This is a genomic window from Rhodopirellula sp. SH410, assembly GCF_055811895.1.
Genome location: NZ_CM147949.1, coordinates 1,262,054 through 1,283,440, shown reverse-complemented (window position 1 = coordinate 1,283,440; position 21,387 = coordinate 1,262,054). Strand labels below are relative to the sequence as shown.

Below are 21,387 nucleotides of genomic sequence, written 5' to 3'. Positions count from 1 at the left end.
CCGCCAAGACACCCTCGGTGCACCCATGAACTAACCCCATGAACCAGCCGCCGCTCAATAACCTGCCTCCGCTCGAATGCACTGTCCACGTGACAAATCCGCAGGGCCTGCACGCCCGCCCGGCTGATCTGCTGGTGCGGTGCGCGGACGGTTTCGAGTCGACGATTATGATTCAGAAAGGGGCTGAGCAAGTCGATTGCCGCAGCATTCTGTCGCTATTGACGCTGGGGGCGACCGCGGGGACCGAACTAAAACTCACCGCTCAGGGACAGGACGCTGAACACGCGTTGGCGGCGATCTGCGAACTGTTCGAGCAAGGATTTCACGAGAATGGCCAGCCGTCTCCTTGAGGCGATCGATGCGTCTGGCAGTCGCAAGAACACAACCATACCAATCTTTTCCAATCGCCCCGGGCTGACCTGCCGGGATGTGATGGCGAGTCTATTCGCTGCGTTGCAGCGATCCATACCAACTTATTTTTCAAGAGATCAGATGATGCTGTTTGTTTCCTCATGCAACAGGGCCGTTCGCGGAGGTTAGCCTCCGCCCACCGCTGCGTTGACATCGATGAGCGTGACCAAGTCGTGCCACGAGTGTGCATACAAAGCAATTCAAACGGATGACTCGTTGTCGATGTCACCGCCCCCCCCGCTTGCTCTATCCATAGGACCAGTCGGCGGCGGACATCAGGAAGGAAATAGACATGCATCCACCGCGATGCTGGAACTACAAGGCATTCCCGTTTCACCGGGCGTGGCCATTGCGTCGGCCCTGGTGCTCGACTCCGATGGTTATCGAATCCCACGGTGCATCGTCCCGGCTTCCGATGTCGAGGGTGAGTTCGCGCGTCTGCACGCGGCAGTCGACGTCGTCTCCCAACGGCTCGAACAAAGCCGGCTGGATACCACCGCGACCGCGGGTAGCCAAACGGGCGATATCTTCGCCGCCCAACTGCAGATGCTGCACGATCCGCGACTGCACAGCGAGCTGCAAAAACGCATCCGGGAAGACCACCAGTCCGCAGCGTTCGCCGTCAGTGGCGTGCTGCATAACTATGCCACGGCGCTACAGCGGCTGGAGAACCCATTTCTCGCCGACCGGGCTCAAGACGTTCTGGACATCGAACGGCAGTTGCTAATGCAGCTCGGTGCGGTCACTCAACAGCCTTTGATGGAACTGACAGAGCCCGTCATCGTGCTCTCACGGATGCTCACGCCGAGCGAAACAGCGTCACTCAATCGGGAGTTCGTCAAGGGATTCTGTACCGAGATCGGTGGCCCGGGAGGCCATACCGCGATCGTTGCCAAAGGCCTGGAAATTCCTGCTGTGGTCGGCATCGGCGAGTTCCTGCCGGTGATCGCGGGCGCCGGTTGCGTGATCGTCGATGGTGATCGGGGACGACTGATCATCGATCCGACGGACGAGGTTCTCGCCAGCTATCAGCAGCGAGCGGAGGATCGGCGAACTCTCGCCCTCCGCTTGGCCGAGCAGAGCCAGTTGCCTGCCGAGACCAGTGATGGCGTGCGAATTTCACTTAACGCGAACATCGAGTTCCCCTACGAAACCGCGTCCTGCTTGCAGCGTGGAGCCGATGGCATCGGTCTCTACCGTACCGAGTTTTTATACCTGTCGTCGGAAGAGGAACCCACCGAAGAAGATCACTACGCCGCCTACGCGGAGGTGATCTCGCAGATGGGTGGACGACCGGTGGTGATTCGCACGCTCGATTTGGGCGCGGACAAGATGGGTCACGGCAAGCGTGCTCATGCCGAGAACAATCCGTTCCTGGGGCTTCGCAGCATCCGCCTGTCACTCCGCAACCTCGACCTCTTCCGGCCGCAACTTCGCGCCGTCCTGCGGGCCGCCATGCTCGGTGACGTGCGGGTGATGTTTCCGCTCGTGACGACAATCGGTGAGCTTCGCCAAGCTCGGATGTTGCTCAACGTGGTCGCTGAGGACCTGAAGGAAGCGGGCATTCCCTACCGCAGCGATCTGCCAGTGGGCATGATGGTGGAGGTGCCCGCGGCCGTCATCATGCTGGAACGCTTCGCCGCCGAAGTCGACTTTTTCAGTATCGGCACCAACGATCTGGCACAGTACACACTGGCCGTCGATCGCTCCAACGAATCCGTCGCGGATCTCTACCAATCCAGCGATCCAGCCGTGTTGCGACTGATTCAGGCGAGCATTGATATTGCCGCAGAAACGCACACCCCGATCAGCGTGTGCGGCGAAATGAGCAGCAACCCGGCCCGTGCGTTACTGCTGCTCGGGATGGGCGTTCGCAATCTGAGCGTCCCGCCATCGGCACTCCCACGGGTCAAGAAAGCGATCCGCAGCGTTTCGATCGAGCAGTGCCAAGGGTTCGCCGAACGGGTCAGCAAGCTGGAATCCGCGCGCGATGTGGATTTGTATCTGATGGACAGACTCGCGGACTTGGTGCCTGAATTGGTGATGCAATGAACCGCACACGGCGAAATCCCAGAACCAGCAGCAACGTGTCGCCGAACCTGCAGCCTGTCGGAACGCCCCGGTATCGCTATCGAGTTCGGTTCGCCAAGACCGGATTGCTGCGTTGGATCAGCCACCGCGACCTGGCCAATTTGTGGGAGCGGATCGGTCGTCGGGCCGAACTCCCTTTCTCAATGACCGAAGGCTTCCATCCGAAGCCGCGGATGCAGTTTCCCTCGGCTCTATCACTCGGGGTCGAGAGTCTCGATGAGGTGCTCGATCTCGAACTCAGTGAAGACTGGCCTGCCGCTCAGTTATTGCAGCGATTGCAGATCGATGACCAACCGGGGCTGACGATCAACAGCGTTACGCAAGTCGACTTGGCCGACGGGAAATCGCAACTCGCCGCCATGGACTACCGCGTCACATTGCCCGACGACTTCGATGATGCCGAGGCAACTCGCATCGCTGCGGCGATTCAACGCATGCGGCAACAAGACACCGTTTCGATCGAGCGGAAGGGGAAGACCGTCGTCGCATGTGTGGCGACGAACATCCCCATTCTCGATCTCCAACCCAATCAACTCGTCGCTCGCATCGTGACCGGAGAGGGGGCGTCGTTAAAAATCCAAGACATCCTCAATCTGCTCGGTTTGAGCGATTGGCCCGAAAGAGGTGCGACGTTGATTCGCACCGGTATGATTCTTCAGGGCGAACTAGAACACTCGTAACTTCGGCGTCCATGCGGTCTCCCTCGGAGGGATTGTCCGTATTCAGCCGATTTTTAAAATCCCATTTTGGTGAAATATCATGAAGCGTGAAATGCTAATCAATGTGCTCCAGCCTGAAGAATGCCGCATTGCGGTGGTGGAGGACAACGTACTCGAGGAACTTTACGTCGAACGCAAAAGCGTCGAGGCATATGCAGGGAATATTTACCGCGGCAAAATCGTTAATCTCGAACCCAGTATCCAAGCGGCCTTCGTCGACTTTGGTGTCGGACGCAATGGATTCCTCCACATCAGCGATGTCGAGCCTCAGTACTTTCGCCAAGGTGGCTACGATCCCGAAGAGATCATGCGGGAATCGGATGAAATGGCTGCCGCTTCGGCCGCCCGAAATCGCGAAAGTGGACGCGGCAACTCGCGTGTCTACAAAGGCGGTCGCCCCCGCATCAAACCACCCATCCAAGAAATCTTCAAGCGCGGCGACGAAGTTCTCGTCCAAGTCATCAAGGAAGGCATCGGCAACAAAGGGCCTACCCTCTCGACCTATATCTCCATCCCCGGCCGCTATCTCGTGCTGATGCCCGCACTCTCGCGGGTCGGCGTCAGCCGTAAAATCGAAGACGAAGACGACCGGAAACGGCTCAAGAAAGCGCTCCACGCCTGCAATCCCCCCAAGGGACTCGGGTTCATCGTCCGTACCGCCGGTGCCGGTCGCAGCGAAGACGAACTGCACCGTGACATGGACTACCTGTTGCGATTGTGGAAAGCGATCGCCCGTCGGATCGAAACGACCACCGAGCCAGGGGAAATCTACGAAGAGAGCGATCTGATCATTCGCACGATTCGTGACATTTATAGCGATGACATCGATCACATCCTGATCGACGAAGAAGAGTCCTTCAACAAAGCTCGCGACTTTCTTAAAAGCGTGATGCCGCGAGTCGTCGATCGCTTGAAACTCTACGATGGCGAAGTGCCGCTGTTCCACAAATACAATCTCGAGGAAGAGATTGTTAAAATCAACCAACGCCAGGTCCAGCTCAAGGACGGCGGCTCAATTGTCATCGATCCTACCGAAGCACTCGTGGCTATCGACGTCAACAGCGGCAACTTCCGCGGCAAGGCGTCTGCGGATGAAAATGCGTTCCGCTTAAACCTGTCTGCAGCCAAGGAGATCGCTCGGCAACTTCGCCTGCGTGACCTCGGTGGCGTGATCGTCAATGACTTCATTGACATGCGGAAGGAAAGCTATCGCCGTAAAGTCGAGCGTGTCTTGCGAGACGCAATGGCCAAAGATCGTGCCCGCACCAAGATTCTCCGCACCAGTCCGTTTGGACTCATTGAGATGACGCGGCAACGGATCCGTCCAAGCCTCAAGCGGAGCATCTATCAAGATTGCCCATGCTGCAAAGGCCGCGGACTCGTCAAGACACCCGAGAGCATGTCGATCGAAGTCGTTCGCACGCTTGCCCTCGCCGTCAAGAACAAGCACATCGTTCGTGTCACCGTCCGTGTTAATGATGCCGTCGCCGCGTTCCTGAACAACAAGAAACGCCGCGCCATGTCTGACATGGAGGACACTGGCAACATGACCGTTCAGATCCTCGGCAGCGAAGGATTGTTCCCCGAGCACCTCGAAGTCGATTGCCGTGACACCCACGGAGAACGCGTCGAAATCGATTCATAGTCTGCTGGCAACCCCAGCCGATATGCTCAGCGAACGCGAATGAATGCCCCAAGTAGCTACGTTCGCCAGGACGTGGATTCCACCGCCTGGCGACGTTAGCTACTCTTGATTCAACGCGATTTATTGTCCCGCTGTCGCTCAGCCGGTAGGCGGTGTCGCCATGACGCCAACGGCGCACAACAACACCGCCGAGGGTGAATGTCTTGCCAGCATAGCGAGCAAGACGCACCCCCAGCCGATTCGGATTCCCCCGTTTCAGAGGCTTCTCCCGCGGGATCACACCGGGCGCGCTACAGGCGATGCCTGGGAAGATCCCCCCGTCAGCAGAGAAAATCGCTTCGCGTGTTTTCTCTAACCAATTCTGACATCACGCTGCCGACGAATCTGCCGGTTCAGCGTCTACCGTTCGGCCGCGCCTCTCCCGCTCGTCCCTTGATTCTGCCGCGACGCCTTAGCGCGCCCAAAACTCGCGGAACGATTGCGTGCGTTGCAAATGATGGGCGTTGAGTGCCTGGCGAGCTTCGCTGGCGGCCGTTTCATCGGGACCGGGCGGATAAGACGTCATCGAGCGATACGGTAGCGGGCCGATCTGTTGCCCCGCGAGTGTGTTCAGGTCCGCGTCCTTGTCCCAGCCGACATTGTGCATCACAAAATCGCGTACCCAGCCCTCAGGGAGCGTCTCAGTGGGCTCGGCAAAGGTCAGGCGAATCTCGTCGCCCGCACCGATGACCACCATCGCGTCATCCCAGTCGCGTAGTAAATCGAGGCAATCACCGTGCTGGGTCAACAGTCCTCGCAGCGGCGGCCACCGTGGTTGCAGCGAAACGTCATCGTATTGATACGTCTCTGGATGAGTGGAATCTTCGCGGACGGCGCGAGAGAAACCATGGAAACCGACTGACGCGGACAGCAGTGTGAGCGATTGCTCGGTGTACTCGGCCCCTGCCGCTGGCTGCACAACGAGTTCAGCAGCGTCCCAGTAAATTTGAGCGGACGTGCGAATTCGCAACCGGGCATCATCGGGGGTGACAACGTCGCTGACGTCGACGACGATCGTTTTCGTTTTCCCACCAGGAAAACCGATGAACGGGATAGCGTTCCGCCAGCCACCTTCGGCCTCCGTATCGGGAACCCATACCGATGGAAACTCGATCGCGGGCAGGTCTGGGTTTTGATCGATCTGGATATTCAGTGACGTGTCCGTCGGCAGGATCCAGCCGGTCAGAACGAGATACACGCGATCACCGGATTGCTGCTTGGCAACTCGGCTGGCAAGATCGCCAAAGTCGAGATCAATCCAGTGTGGCGGGCACAACCCTTGCCGCAGACGACGATCGAAGCCCTTCACAAAGTGGCGGTCCACGACAGCGAGTTTGTCCGTGACGTCAACCGATGTGGTATCGACCGCATGCTTGGGACGCAGACGGTCGGATTCAGAGAATGCGAAAATGGTCGGCGTGGCGATGTTGCCTGGGCCAACCTTTTCGTTCGTCCAAACCTCCACATCCGCGGGGTGATCGATGGCTGTGAGTTTGACTTCGTCGAAGTACGCCACTTCCCAGAGTTCTTCCGTCAGGCGAAACTCATAGCGGCCGTCGCGCGGCTGGATGTGCCGACCGTCGATTTTGAGATGCTCCCAAGGTCGATCCTGGGCGACGATCCCATCGGCGACCTGTAGCCCCAGCGGCGCCGCCCACAGGCAGTCTGTCACGAAGCGGAATGTCTCGCCATCGAAAGCGTAGAGATAGGGACACGAACCTTTCAGCGTTTGCTCTTCCTCGACCAACATATCCACCGGCGGATTGCGGATGGTTTGTGTCAGTCCATTGGGCAAGATCGCGCGAATGCTGTCGGCTTGATCGAATCCGTCGATGCCGAAGTGTGTCGAGGGCGACGTCACGATCCGGGCGCGGTAATGCGGTCCAAAGCGAGCTTCGAGCACACTGCCAATGGCGAAGTGATTGACCCGGCCGCTGGCGTTGTCGTCGATGCCTTTGAAACGCACGTCGAGATAGTGGTCCACATTCTCGATGCGATTCTCCCATACCGCCGCCTGCGAATCATCGATCACCGCCAGGTCCATCGTCCCATCACCGCTGAAATCACCCGGGACGATCGCGGAGACGTCGGCTGGTCCCGCGTCAGTCTGAATCGCGGTCCAGGGTCCACATCCCCACGGTCCGATGCGCGACATCGTGAGTTCGCCGGGTGTGCCGCGAATCAATTCCAGCCACGAGTCGTTGTCGATATCCGCAACCGCAATGGCGCGAGCGGGGGACGCTTCATGCGACGTCTCGATGTGATCGACGGTCCAGACGCCGGCATCGGCGGTCTGCGAGAAGACGATCGCATGGTCGTTTGGACCGCTCACGATCAAATCCCATGAAACATTGGCGTCCACATCTTCGACGGCGACTGAGAAGGCGCCCGGCACCGGTGGGATCTCGGAGATCTTTCGAGCACGAAACTGCAGGTGCAAGAGGTTCTCAAGGATGCCGACCTGCCCGGACTGTGCCTGCACAGTGATAATGTCCAAGTCGAGATCGCGGTCAATGTCCGCGATCGCCATCGCCGAGATGGGAGCGTCACCGGCAAAGCGATCCGCACTGCCGGGCAGCTCAAAGAAGGTCCGATTGCCGCGGTTGCAGAACATCCGCACGCCATCGTTCGCGGTCGCCAGTACGAGATCCAGGTCGCCATCGGCTTCCAAATCGCCTGCGACAGCAGCCGTGACGGACGTGACATCCTCCAGACCGGTTTCCTCAGTCACGACGGCCAAACGCGAATCCTCGTCGCCCATTTCGGTTCGTCCATCGATTCGCACAATCTTCACGCCTGAGTCCCCGTACACGAGCAAGTTCAGAAACGTATCGTGCCGACCGGCGGTTGCTTGCCCGCTCCGCAGTCGCTGTGGGCTGCTGCTGTCGACGACAAACAGGTCGGCCGCTATCACTCCCGTGGCCTGCATGTCGAGCGACAATTCGCCAGCGTCCGTCCATGAATCATCGCCGTCGTTCTGCCAGAGTTGCATCCGCCCAGAGGGGCTGAGCGTGACGAGATCGACATCCAGGTCGAGATCAAAGTCCACTGTTTGGATAATGGATACTTTCTCAGGCGTCGCCAACTCATGCACAGCAAACCGGGCCGGTTGAGTTCCCTCCTCAATCGGTGAGGTGGCCTCGAGTTCTGCGGAGACTCGGCGGAGGGTGTCGAAACTGAGTCGATCGAGCGGGTGGGGTGCCGCGCGGCGGCGATCGGTTTTGACGAGTTCGGTCCCGTTGAGCACATTGAACCACTGCATCATGCTCGCGTCGGCAGCGCCCCATTCTCCACGGGCGATTGCGTTCGTGATCGTTTCGACGAGTTGATCAGGCGTCACGCCGAGGGCACGAATATCGCGTGCCAATGAAGGCTCGATCGCACGGGTCAGCTCGGCGCTGCGTTGGACGTACTTAGCCGCATCGTCATTCTTGGACTCGATGTTCACCCGCGCCGCACGCAGAGCAAAGAACAGGTTGTCGGGATGCTGATCGGAGATCATGCCCAGCGTGCTGCTCGCGGTCGCTCGCATGTCTTGTGGCAATCCGTCGATCGGGTCTTCCATCTGCAGCAGGACCTCGATGAGCGATCCGCCCCAGACCATGCTGCGTGGATCGTTTCCAAGCTCACCTTGGATCGCGGTAACCAAGCGCTGCGCAATTTCCCGACGCAAACTCTTGGTCATCGATACGGGCAGAAGCGCCGCTTCGTGCATATCCACACGCGTCCTCAACCACAGCGGGGTGACCTGGTCCGTTGCGACTTGGGCAACATCCTCGATGCCGGCGCGGGCCTCAGCGATGGCTGCAGGCAATTGCGCCCGGACCGCCTTCTTGGCCGCCGCATCGAGTGCTGGGTTGTTCGCTTGAGCGGCCAAGTCGTCGACCAGCAGGACACGATTGAGCGCCCGGTCGAGTGCAATCGAAGCATCCTCAGGCGACTGCTCGTGCAGCGCCGACCATGATTGCTCAGCAGTCTGCATGTCGAGGTTTTCCGTCGCTGCCAGAGCAGACCGCAGCAGCTCAAGTTGCGCCAACGCCGCCGGTGAATCCTGGGAAGTTTGCGATCGGCCACCGCGTCCATATAGAAACCAAGCACCGATCGCGATCAATGCAACCGCTGCGATTGCAACCAGGAACACGAGTCTGTTCGAACTGGACTTCACGGGATGGTGCGTTTCGTCTGGGGAAGGAGCGTTCATGGAAACCGGGAAGCAGTTCGGAGTTGAGTGCCAGCGTGCTCAAAAGCTTCGCTTTTGGGAGTGTGGATTGTATTGCGTTTGGGTTCTTTACGCCAACGGCGTTCACCAACCGAGCCAGGCATCACTCCCGGCCGGGCACCTGCCCCCGGCCAGGCATCGACCGGACACGGAGCTTCCCCACAGCGTGACGCGCCGGACTATTTAATCGCAAAAACCGCGAAGACGACGAAATCAACAGCCCGCTCACGCGTCTCGGCTCACTGGAGCAGATCCAGAAAGACAATTTTGACTGAGATCAGCACCAAGACGACCAGTCCGACGCCGGCGATCAGATTCGTGAATGGACCGTTGGTGTGCTCGCCCATCACGGACTTGCGATTGGTCAACCACAGCAGCGTGGCAGCAATCAACGGGGAGGCCACCACCGTCGTTGCTTGAGCCGCGACGATCAACGCGGCCGGTTTGCCAACACCGGTCACGATCATGTACAGGGCGACGCTCATACCGGAAAGCAGAACAACCGCCGTCATGATACGAGGGCCCAGATCATCGGGGCGATTGCCTAGCTTCAGTGCGTCTGCCAACACGAAGCCACCCACCATCGAGTTGACAATGAACGACGAGAACGCGGCGGAAAAGAGGCCGACGGAGAACACGACCCGGCCCACGGGGCCGAACAAAGGCTCAAGCTGATTACCGATTTTGGAAACGTCGTTGATGTCGGCGACCGTCATCTCCCCTGAGACCAGCTGCGGGTGAAAGACCGACGCCGAAGTGCACATGATCATGAGCGTGATCACCGCCATGATCGCCGCACCCACGCGTGCGTCGAATAGACCGAGCTTCATGTCGGTCACCTTCCAACCTTTGAAACGCACAAGATACGACTGGTAGTACGCGTTGGCGACGATGAACGTCGTCCCGATCAACCCCATCAACGGCAAGCCCACCTCTGTCGCCCCCGAGAACGGATTGAGGCCGCGCAGAAAGCCCATCGGGTCGGGGCGGGCGAAGGCCAGGTTGATCGCAAAGGCCACCAGCATCACGCCAACGAACATCGCCATGCAGCGTTCGAGCACCTGATACAGATTCTTGAACCCAAATAGGAAGATCAATGCGAACGCGTTGAAGATCACGATCCAGTAGTGCCAGGGAACAAAACCGTTGATGGCGGCATGCACGCCGAGATTATTGCCGAACTGGTACGCCGCAGCGATAAAGAAGACCGAAACGCCGACGATGATCGACAAAAACCGATGCGCCGCGTCGGCGATCACGTCGCCAGCGGATCGCTGAGTGACCACACCGAGACGCACGGCCAAAGTTAAATACACCGACATAAAAAGCACGGAGACGATGACCACCCACACATTAGCGAAGCCCGTTGTTGCGCCAACGGATGAACTCGTGACGATGCTCCCCGGGCCGATCACGACACACGCCGATACCAGGCCGGGGCCGAGGACTTGGAAAAAACGGTTGACGGGTGAGACAGACGTCGATTGTATGGGGTCGGTCAACGGAGCAGCTTCGTGGATAGGAGTGATGTCGTGAGCGAGTTTGCGATTGTATCGGAAAAGTGAGTCTATGGATTCGGATGCTGTTAAACTTTGCACGAGTCAGCGATCGAGTCCTCGATCCACGACGCAGCGCAAGAACGCGGGTGCGTATGGAAGCACTCGATTCGTATCACCACACTCACCACCATGATTCGTCCGCGCGACCCCCATCGGCGCGCGATTGTTTCCCACTCACTTTTAGGGTCGCATTATGCCTCCATCGTCCATTCGGATTGCTTTTCCATCCTTGCGGCGCGAACGATCTTCGCAACCGATTGTCTCGACGCGTGCTTACCGGCTGACTTGCTTCGCAGTTGCTGTCTTGATGACGTTGGTGGGACTCAGAGGATGGCCCAATCACACCGCCGCGCAGCAGCCTGCGCCGGTTCCGTCCTCAGCATCGCACTCGGTTCGCGACTTCGGCGCCGTGGGTGACGGTGTCACCGACGACAGTGCCGCAATCCAGCGTGCTGTCGATTCCCAACGCGGTGACATTTGCTTGCCCAGAGGCGTGTACCGGATTACCAAGACGATTGTGGTCGATTTGGAGGCGGTCGGGCCAACATCCTTCATTAGCAGCGGAGCCGCACGCATCGTCATGGCGGGGCCCGGCCCCGCGATTCGCTTCCTCGGCACCCATGCCGGTACCGCCGCACCCCATACGGTCAAAGACAACGTCTGGAAAAACCAACGCAGCCCGATGGTAGAAGCCGTCGAAATCGTTGGCGAGCATCCCGAAAGCTGTGGCATCGAAGCCGACGGGACGATGCAGTTGACGCTCAGCGGCGTCGTCGTCCGCAAGGCGTTGCACGGGATACATTTGGTCAACCGAAACCGAAACGTCATCATTTCCGATTGCCACATCTACGAGAACCATGGTGTCGGCGTCTTCTACGATCACGTGAATCTACATCAGTCGAACATTATCGGCTCGCACATCAGCTACAACCAACAAGGCGGTATTGTGATTCGCGGTGGTGATGTGCGCAACGTTCACATTGGCACATGCGATATCGAGGGCAACATGGGTGGGGCTGACTCCGAACCCACCGCCAATGTGCTGCTCGATTCCACGGGCGGCTCGATCGGGGAAGTCGCCATTGTCGGATGCACGATCCAGCACACCCATGCGGCTCCCGACTCCGCAAATATTCGCATCAACGGAACAAGCACCGAGGTCGCCTTTACCGAAGAAACCAGGCACGGCAATATCACGATCGCAGACAATGTGCTGTCGGATGTTCAAGTCAACATTGACATCGCGAACACGCGTGGGGTTGCCATCACAGGCAACACGATCTGGAAAGGCTTTGCCAGCAACCTGCGGGTGACCAACAGCGACAGCGTCGTCGTTTCAGGCAACGTGTTCGACAGCAACCCCCGCTATCACTATGGCGATGGCTCGACCGCGCGGCTCGGTCTCGTATTTTCAGATTGCACGGGGTGCACGCTCAGCGGCAACCATATCGACCAAGTCGGTGATGTCGCAGCCGCGATCGTGATTCGCAACTGCCGCCTGTTTAATATCTCCGGCTGCACGATTCTCGATTGCTCCCCCTGTGGGCTGTTACTCGAAAACGTCGTCGACAGTCGTGTCTCGGATTGTCTGATTCAAGACCGTGACACCACTGAACAACCACGCGTCTCGCTACGCGTCTTGGGCGGCAGCGGGAACCAGATTGTGGACAATCTTTTAGGCAGCGGGCAAGAGACCAGCCGCGAATCAACTTCGCCGCCGGAGAGCAATTAAGCCCCCCTGCGTGTGATTGCATCGGAGCGCATCGGTCATCTCTCTCCTCGGGACGGGATGGCCGGTTTGGTAGTAACGAGCGGAATAGATGTGGCCCAATGCTCCACGCTCGGGACTGTCGAGCAAGACGTTTTCGAGCCCCCATTCAGATGGCCCTCTTCCGCTGGCACCGAGGCGAAAGAGGGAGTCGTCGTGAGCGGCATCTTGGGGCAACGCACGGCTCTGCTGTGTGGGGCAAGGGGACATTGCCAAGCAGAAGGGCCACCAAACCGCCCATGCCGGTGGCACGGCGGAATTCAACGTCGCTACGTGGGCATGATGAGTCCGTCAATCGTGGGTAAACGGAGCCTGTTGCGCGGAATTCCACCGGGTGATCCCAGATAAAGGGTGAAGGTACTGCTTAAATCGTATAGAATAGGTGTCCCACTCCGAAAGCGTCCCACCTCACCAGCCTGATTCCCACCCCCACTTCCCGCCCCACTCCCACCCGCCCGCTGCGCGGCCTCGAGTTTTGAAATGCGTCCCACCTGCCTGGCTATCTTGCTCTTACTCGTTTCGTTTACGACCACAGCTGCCGCCGAGTCAGTTGATCGCTGGGATTTTGGCAGCGAAGAGACCGCGGCGTTGACCGCGCACGGCAACGTGGCGCGTGACCAAGCGGGCCCGCGTCCGCCAGAATTCCCCGACATGTCGCCCGACAATACTTCCGTGGGCGTCGATGCCGGAGCCTACCTGTCGATTCCCGATCCGGGGGCGGACAGCGAATTTGATTTCAAAAACGGCGATCCCATTACCCTCGAAGCGTGGGTGAGTCCGGCCGGCATCCGCGATGGCGAGCCGCGGTACATCATTGGCAAAGGACGCACCAATTCGCCGGGATTTGCACGCGACAATCAAAACTGGGCCTTGCGAATTGTGGGGGCTCAGGGTAAAGCCAAGGTGAACTTTTTGTTTGCAACCGAGCCTTCGAGCGGTGACAAGCACTGGCACCGCTGGACGTCCGAACAAGGCTTTCCTGTGAATACCGGTTGGCACCATGTGGCGATTACCTATCGATTTGGTGAACCGGACTCGATCCGCGGTTGGGTCAATGGCAAACCGACCGATGGCCGCTGGGATATGGGCGGCCCGACGTCCGACCCGCCGGTCGTCGATGACGATGAAGTCCGCATCGGCGAGCGTTTTGCTGGCAAGTTGGATGCGGTTGCCATCCACCGTGCGGTGCTGGACGACGAGACCTTGGCTGCTCGATTCAATCGCGTGGGTGACGAACGTGTCGTCCGCATGGCGTCAGCGGTCATGCCTGACCTGGGAGAGATTCCCGCCGGCCGCGTTCTGTTCCAATTGTCCGAAAACATGCCTGCCGGCGACCGCTGGTTGTACGAGAGCGAGTCCTGGCCAGCCGAGTCGACACGTTGGCTGGGCGATGCATTCCTGCTGTCGCGAATCCCGGTGCAATATGACGACTGGGGTATCCGCTCTAGCTGGAAGGCTCCGTTATTGATGCGGATCGCCGGCGATATTGAACTGCCCGCCGGCGACCATCGCTTCCTCATCCGCGTTCGGTCGCTCAGCCGGCTATGGGTCGACGGCGAATTGGTGGCGAGTACCAAAACGGTGCGAAGCCGCGGCGGAAATCTCGAAGCCGTGGTACCGGTTCCCGATCCCTTGGTGCCCGGCGCCCGCTTGTTGCCCTTTCCGCAACAGGAAGCATTCACCTCGTTCGAAATCACAGCCCCCGCACAAGACGGCCGGCGTACCGCTCGCGTGGTCTTAGAAGTCATGGTGGGCGGCAATGGCGACCGGACGGAATCTGGAGAAGTGTGCGCGGCGATCCAGCCCAACAGCGAAGGATCACTGTTTGTACTGCAGCCCGACGCGTCGTCACCCTTGCTGCTATCCGATGCGTCGGTTGAACCGGTGCTGCGGAAATTCGAATCTAACTTGGTCGCCTTCGAAGATGAGCAACGCCGCAACGCCGCCGCAACGCAAGACGCTTTTTGGCAGCAACGGCACGAGCTCGCTCGAAAAACCGTCACGCCGGAGGAAACACCTGACACCGCTCCAGACACGCATCCTATCGACCGCTTTGTCGCCGACAAAATCGCACGGGCGATTCGCCAAGCGGCGACGACCGACGAAGCGACCACCACACATTTCCACAACGAAGTCCTGCCGATCCTGAGCGAACAGTGTTTCCGCTGTCATGGCGAAAAGGAACAGGGGGGCCTGAGGCTGAATTCCCGCGAGCACGCCCTGGCGATGGGTGAGTCGGAGGTTCCAGCCGTTGTGCCGGGGGATTCCGACGCCAGCGAAATGATCGTTCGGATTCGGGATGGTGATATGCCGCCCACCGACGAAGGCCTCAGCGATCAGCAGATCGCCACGCTCGAACAGTGGGTCAACGACGGCGCCGTATGGCCCAATCCGCCGATCGATCCAGCCGCCGTGGACCAACCGCCGTTGGTGGAGGATGCCTCGTTCCTCCGCCGTGCTTATCTGGACACGGTGGGCGTCGGTCCCAGCGCCGAAGAGGCCCGGGAATTCCTGGCCAGCGACGATCCTGCCAAACGCAGCAAACTGGTCGAGCGGTTATTGCAAGACGAACGGTATGCGGACCACTGGGTCAGCTTCTGGATGGACTTGCTGGCCGAAAACCCGACTCTTCTAAATCAATCGCTCAACTCGACCGGCCCCTTTCGGTTGTTCTTGTATGAATCGCTGCGGGACGGCAAACCGCTCGACCGAATGGTGACGGAGTTGTTGCTGATGCGCGGCAGTCGTCATGAAGGCGGTAGCGCCGGGTTCGCGATGGCCGGCGAAAACGATTCACCGATGGCAGCCAAGGGACACATCGTGGCCTCGGCCTTCCTGGGCATCGAACTGCAATGTGCCCGCTGCCACGATTCGCCCTACCACAGCACCACCCAGGAAGATCTGTATTCGGTGGCAGCGATGTTGAACCGCAAGTCGCTGGCGCCGCCCAAGACCAGCCGCGTGCCGGACGCTTTCTTCGAAGGCATCGGGCGAGAATCTCTGATCCAGGTGACGCTGAAACCGGACGTGCAAGTCCAGCCGAAGTGGCCGTTTGCGTCGTTCACTGGCGTCGAAGACGGGCCCCACATCGACGCTCTGATGCAAAACCCCAAGGACTCACGCGAACGTTTGGCGGCCTTGGTCACCTCGCCGGAGAACCATCGGTTTGCACAGGTGGTCGTCAACCTTTTATGGAACCGTCTGCTCGGTGCCGGTTTCGTTCAGCCGGTCAATGACTGGGAGGGCAAGACGCCCAGCCATCCGGAACTGCTGCAATGGCTGGCGGACGAGTTGGTTTCGCACGACTATGACCTGCGATACGTTCTGCAGCAGATCATGACGTCACAGACCTACCAACGCGAAGCGGTCGGTCGCAATCAACAGGCGATCGCCGAACAACGTTTCTTCAACGCACCGGATCCACGTCGCTTAGCCGCTGAACAGGTTGTTGATTCGTTGTTCGCTGCGTCGGGACAGCGCATGGATACGGGCGAATTGACCTTCGTACACGACGGAGCCGAACCGATCACCACACGGCAGACACTGGGTTCGCCAACGCGCGCCTGGATGTTTGCAGGGTTAAACAACGAACGGGACCGTCCCAGTTTGTCCTTGCCTCGCGCTCAACCGATCACCGACGTTTTGGAGGCGTTTGGTTGGACCGGCACCCGACAACAGCCGATCGTGCAGCGTGAATCCGAACCGAACCTATTACAACCGGGGATCCTCGCCAACGGCACGCTATCGATGTCGCTGACCCGCGCGGCCGACCAGAGCCAGTTGGCGGAATTAGCCCTCGATGCGGCCTCGCCTCAGGTTCTGTTGGACACGCTGTTCCTACGGTTCTTGGCCCGTCACCCCAGCGAACAGGAACGGGCGGACCTGCTGCCGGCGTTGGCTGCTGGGTTTGATTCCCGCCTGGTGCCCGAAGATCAAGTTCAGCGACCAGCCGCCCTGCCGCCCTTGCCGCAATCCACCTGGTCGAACCACTTGGTGCCCGAAGCCAACGACGTCCAGGAAGAATGGCAGCGTCGGGTGATGCTCGGTCCCGCCGTCGATCCGCGACTCCAGGCGGAGTGGCGTGAAGTCTACGAAGATGTTGTTTGGAGTCTGGTGAACCACCGCGAGTTTGCTTGGGTTCCTTGATCTCCCCGTATTATTCATTCTCGCAGTGGCTCGATCGAGTCGCTGCGATGCCTGTTCCTACCCGCACCGTTTTCTCTATTGCACGAATCTGAGGCGAGCTATGCAAGATCCCACCCGACGACAATTTCTGGCCAGCAGCATGGCGGCCGCTGGCGCCCTGAGTATCGCGCCGATCGCTCGCGGCAGCGACCCGCAGGCGTTGCTGCAAGGGAAAGCCGAACATGTGATTTCCATCTGGCTCGGCGGCGGCATGGGACAGATCGATACCTTCGACCCCAAGGCCAAAGGTGATCCGAAAGCCCGAAAAGCGGGGGCGTATTACGATTCCATCGACACCGCCGTGGACGGGGTGCAGGTCTGCGAACACCTGTCGTCGATGGCCAAGGTGATGGACCGTGTGACGGCGGTGCGAACGGTCAATCACAACGTGATTGACGAACACGCGGCGGCCACCAATCGCATGCACACCGGACGGGCGATCAGCGGTACGGTGACCTATCCATCGCTCGGTTCATTGATCGTGCACGAGCGAGGTCCGGCCAGCGAAGACGCGCCGCCCTATGTCCTGATCGGCTATCCCAATGTGACTCGCGGTCCGGGCTTCTTGGGATCGAAGTACGGTTACCTGTACTTGACCGAAACCGGTCGTGGGCCGGCGGGATTGTCGCGTCCCAAAATCATCACGCCTCGGCGTCAGAGCCGACGCGAGCAGTTCCTCGCGTCGCTGCGCAAAAACGCCGGCTCCACAGCCGTGACGGAATTGATCGACTACGAAGCCGCGATCGAACAGAGCATGAAGCTGAGCGGTCCCGAGTTCAATCGCGTTTTCAACCTCGACGGTGAACCCGATGATCTGCGCAATCGCTACGGTGGCGAATTTGGACAACGCTGCCTGCTCAGTCGACGTCTGGTCGAACGTGGCGTGCGGTTTATCGAAGTCAGCCACAATCTGAACTTCTTGAACGGCTCGGGTTGGGACGTGCATAACAGCGGCATCGTGAACCAACACAAATTGATTCAAGAATTGGACACCGCCGTCGCGACCCTGATCGTCGACCTCCAAGAGAAAAAGCTGCTGGACAAAACCCTGATCGTGATCACGAGCGAATTCGGTCGTCCGCCGGAATTCGATAGCGGGGGTGGGCGCGGCCATCAGGGTTCCGCGTTCAGTTGTGTGCTCGCCGGCGGTGGTTTGGCTCATCGCGGGGCATGGGGAGAAACCGACGAATTGGCCAAGAAAATTGTTGCCGATCCGGTCAGCGTGCCCGACTTCTTCGCCACCGTCTGCGGGGCGGTCGGAGTGGACTATCGCAAACACCTGTACGCGGGTGACCGCCCGGTTCCCACGACCGACCAGGGAACTCCCATCGCCAAATTGTTTGTTTAGTGAAAATTCCTCGTAGCGCGCTCGCCCGAGCGTGGAGGGCTTGGCAACCGCCGAGCGTCGACGACCACGAACTGATTTGAAGAATCCAATGGCATCTGTTTCCGTTTGCACGGTTCGGCTTTCGGTCGGCTGTGTTCTGCTTGGGATCGCATTGCCCGGGGGGCTGTTGGGCACGCCATCACACGCTCAACAGCCGCCGGCCGATTCGCTGAAATCCTTGCGTCCCGCCGCCGGCGTGGATGTGTCGTTGTGGGCCAGCGAACCCCTGGTCAACAATCCCACCTCGATGGATATCGATTCGCGAGGACGAGTGTGGATATCCGAAGGGTTGAACTATCGCATGCAGCAGCGGCAATTCGACCAGCTCAAACGCGTTGACGGTGCCGACCGCATCAAAATCCTCAGTGATACCGACGGGGACGGACGCGCCGATACGGTAACCGTTTTTGCCGAGGACCTGTTTCCAGTCCCACTGGGGCTGGCTGTCGAAGAAATCTGGACGGATGGCAGACAAACCGGCACGCGCGTGTACATCGGTCACTCGCCCGACCTGCTGGTGTTGGAAGATACCGACGGCGACGACCGGGCGGACCGTCGCTACGCTTTGCTGAGTGGTTTTCGTGGCGTCGATAGCGACCACGGTTTGCACGGCATGTCCTTTGGCCCCGATGGCAAACTGTACTTTACCGTTGGCGACGCCCGTTACGGGGCCGATGGCGTGCAGGCTCGCGAACCAACTTTTGACGTGACGGATCGTTCCGGCCGACGATTGTCCAGCGCCAACTTTGGCACCACGCTCCGCGTCAATCGCGACGGCACTGAACTGGAAGTGCTGACCTCGGGGCATCGCAATAATTACGAAGCCGCCGTCGATTCGTTCGGAAACGTGTTCGGGTCCGACAACGACGACGATGGCAATCGCGGCTCACGCATGTACTGGGTGATTGATGGCGGACAGTATGGCTATCAGCACCCCGAGTCGACGCGGCACTGGGCCGAAGAATTGCCGGGCATCATCCCCAAGCTGGTCGGAACGGGCAACGGTGCGCCCGCCGGATTGACGGTCTATGAAGGTCACAATCTGCCCGCACACTATTTTGGTTCGGTGCTGGAGATTGACTCGGGAACTCACCAGGTCAACGCGTTCCCCCTGCATCGCCACGGTGCTGGCTTTCGATCCGATTACGAAGTCTTGCTGAAAGGCGAGGATGACTGGTTTCGGCCGGTCGACCTCGCCGTAGCTCCCGACGGCTCGGTGCTGGTTTGTGACTGGTACGACGCTGGTGTGGGCGGCAATCGATTTTCGGATCAAACGACAGGTCGCATCTACCGACTGAGCACCCAGCCGCCTGCGGCACCGAGCGACCGACCGCCCCTCAGCGATCCCGTGGCGGGACTTCTCACCGATTTGCAGTCGCCCAACGCCGTCACTCGACTGGCGTCTCGCGACCGTCTGGTTTCGCAAGGCGTGGCTGTTCGCCCGCCGTTGCTGACGCTGTTTCGCGAGGCACCCACGCACGTCCGCGCCCGGGCGTTGCACGTGCTCGACGCGCTGGCCGGCACCGAGCATGTCGACGCGTTGGCCGCGTTGAGCGATGCCGATGCGCGAATTCGAGAGACGGCCGTGCAACTGCTCGCTCGTGATGTGCAAAGTGAATGCCTGCTCGCCTCGCCGGAGGGCATCAAACTGGAGTCACCCGCCGTCGCTTACCTCGATCGTCTGTTGCCCTTGGTCAACGATCCTGACGCCGGTGTCCGTCGCGCGTTGCTGTCGTGCCTGCGCAACGTGCCAACGGAGGACTTGGGCGACGCGTTGCTGGAACTGGCCAACCGTTGGGATGGCCGCGACCGGTATTATTTGGAAGCCGTGCGAGCCGCGTTGATCGACCGCCCCTCGGCCGACCTACGCCAGTTATTCGACCACTTGGCTGAACGGGCGATTCACAGTGGCTGGAACGATCTCCCGATCGCCGTGCCGCCCTATTATCCGATCGGTACCAACGACGCGTTCCTGCGTCCCGACGACGCGCTGCCACCGTCGAATCCGGCCGGCCAGATCATCGGGTTGGCATGGGCTGTGCAGCGTCACGAGGCTCTGCCGGCGCTCACCAGAATTTTGCAAGCCAACGAGTCCCCATCGGTCGAGCGAGCCGCCACGGTGGCGTTGTCGGAACTGGACGATCTCCGCGCCGGCCGACTGCTGATCCAACGCTACTCGACCGGTGCCGTCGACGCATCCGGCAAACGCGAAATCCTAAAACGACTGGGGCTCCGGGTCGCCGGTCCCTGGCAGGAATTGGCCGACGCGGCTGCCTTGCATGACGTGTTCGCAGCGGCCCTGCAAGATCCGGAACTGCAGCAGGCCGCGATCGCCGCGATCGCTCGTAGCGGCCTGACCCAGTTCGGCCCAACGCTGCTGGATCTGGCCCTCACCGACACAGCCGATGTCCCCGTGCGTGCCGCGGCAGTGGCTGCCCTGGGGAAACTTCAACATCAACCCTCTCGAGCGGCGGTCACACAGTGGGTCGAATCCGCTCGAGGCCAGTCCAGTGGCGGACCGATCGCCTTGGCAGCCCTGGATGCCAACGCCGAGTTGGCTGGCGCGGCCGCTGACCAATTTCTTTTGAAAGTGATCACGAGCGACGACATGCCGCTGGACGTGCGGCGCCGCGCCTTGCAGCTGATGACCACATCGATCAAGGGTGTGCGGCGGATCCTGTCAATCTATCGCGAGAAAACCTTTCCCCAAGACCTCAACGGTGAACTCTCGTTCCTGCTGCATAACCACGCTGATCACCGGATTCGCAAGCTGGCTGAGCAGGCGTTACCAGTTCAATCCAGCGAGAACGACATGAAAATCCACGACGTCCAAACGGTGCTGGCCCTGCAAGGCGATCCCGACCGCGGACGGCAATTGTTCGCCACACATCCAGACGCCGCTTGTGCCCGCTGCCATCACGTCGACGGTTCCGGCACTCTCGTGGGTCCCGATCTGGCGTCGATCGGCATGAAGTACGGGGCGACGGAATTGCTGTACCACATTCAATACCCCAGCGGTGCGATCAACTACAATTTCGTCGCTCACACCTTCCTGCTCGAGGATGGCCGCGTGCTGAGCGGTCTGGTGATCGATCGGCAAGACGGGCAGATCACGATCGGAATCGCTACAGGGCAACATGTGACATTTGCTGCCGACGAAGTCGAAGTCGAACGCCCGCAAAACATTTCTCTGATGCCAACCGGACTGGTTGCCGGTTTGAGCTCGCCACAACTAGCCGATCTCGTCGAGTACCTGTTGACGCTGCGCCACGGCGATGCCGTCGGCAGTGCCACGGACGTCCGCCAACCGTAGCAACGTCACCCGTTCGATCCTGCAACGTCTCCCTCGCGATGTGTGGGGCGA

Annotated in this window: 10 protein-coding genes; 8 read left to right on the top strand and 2 right to left on the bottom strand. The window is 59.8% G+C overall.

Translation table 11 applies throughout. The annotated features are described in order from the left end of the window. Nucleotides 1–38: 38 nt before the first annotated feature. The 4 genes from SH410x_RS04915 (at nucleotide 39) to SH410x_RS04900 (ending at nucleotide 4,866) form a co-directional block, all read left to right on the top strand. Complete coding sequence (locus SH410x_RS04915; RefSeq protein ID WP_473675151.1) at nucleotides 39–350, top strand: HPr family phosphocarrier protein; 312 nt, start codon at nucleotides 39–41, stop codon at nucleotides 348–350. A 367-nt stretch (nucleotides 351–717) separates the two neighbouring features. Then, complete coding sequence (gene ptsP, locus SH410x_RS04910; RefSeq protein WP_473675149.1) at nucleotides 718–2,463, top strand: phosphoenolpyruvate--protein phosphotransferase; 1,746 nt, start codon at nucleotides 718–720, stop codon at nucleotides 2,461–2,463. 35 nt (nucleotides 2,464–2,498) lie between these two features. Continuing rightward, entirely contained in the window at nucleotides 2,499–3,182 is a 684-nt protein-coding gene (locus SH410x_RS04905; RefSeq protein WP_473675148.1) for a TIGR03936 family radical SAM-associated protein, read from the top strand. Between the two features lie 79 nt (nucleotides 3,183–3,261). Next, a complete protein-coding gene (locus tag SH410x_RS04900) occupies nucleotides 3,262–4,866 on the top strand; it encodes an Rne/Rng family ribonuclease (RefSeq protein ID WP_473675146.1) in 1,605 nt (534 codons plus the stop codon). Between the two features lie 451 nt (nucleotides 4,867–5,317). Here the strand turns inward: SH410x_RS04900 and SH410x_RS04895 are convergent, their stop codons facing one another. After that, nucleotides 5,318–9,106: a CRTAC1 family protein gene (locus tag SH410x_RS04895; protein ID WP_473675144.1), complete on the bottom strand. Its 3,789-nt coding sequence runs from the start codon at nucleotides 9,104–9,106 to the stop codon at nucleotides 5,318–5,320. A 257-nt stretch (nucleotides 9,107–9,363) separates the two neighbouring features. Then, complete coding sequence (locus tag SH410x_RS04890; RefSeq protein WP_473675142.1) at nucleotides 9,364–10,626, bottom strand: NRAMP family divalent metal transporter; 1,263 nt, start codon at nucleotides 10,624–10,626, stop codon at nucleotides 9,364–9,366. Between the two features lie 250 nt (nucleotides 10,627–10,876). Between SH410x_RS04890 and SH410x_RS04885 the strand changes: the two genes are divergently transcribed. The 4 genes from SH410x_RS04885 (at nucleotide 10,877) to SH410x_RS04870 (ending at nucleotide 21,336) form a co-directional block, all read left to right on the top strand. Continuing rightward, nucleotides 10,877–12,415 carry a right-handed parallel beta-helix repeat-containing protein gene (locus SH410x_RS04885; RefSeq protein WP_473675140.1) on the top strand — a complete coding sequence of 513 codons (1,539 nt, stop codon included), beginning with the start codon at nucleotides 10,877–10,879 and terminating at the stop codon, nucleotides 12,413–12,415. Between the two features lie 516 nt (nucleotides 12,416–12,931). Next, nucleotides 12,932–16,597: a DUF1553 domain-containing protein gene (locus tag SH410x_RS04880; protein ID WP_473675138.1), complete on the top strand. Its 3,666-nt coding sequence runs from the start codon at nucleotides 12,932–12,934 to the stop codon at nucleotides 16,595–16,597. Nucleotides 16,598–16,697: 100 nt separating this feature from the next. Beyond that, nucleotides 16,698–17,984, top strand: a complete 1,287-nt coding sequence (locus tag SH410x_RS04875) for a DUF1501 domain-containing protein (protein WP_473675136.1) — start codon at nucleotides 16,698–16,700, stop codon at nucleotides 17,982–17,984. A gap of 88 nt (nucleotides 17,985–18,072) precedes the next feature. Next, nucleotides 18,073–21,336, top strand: a complete 3,264-nt coding sequence (locus SH410x_RS04870) for a PVC-type heme-binding CxxCH protein (RefSeq protein ID WP_473675134.1) — start codon at nucleotides 18,073–18,075, stop codon at nucleotides 21,334–21,336. Nucleotides 21,337–21,387 lie beyond the last annotated feature (51 nt).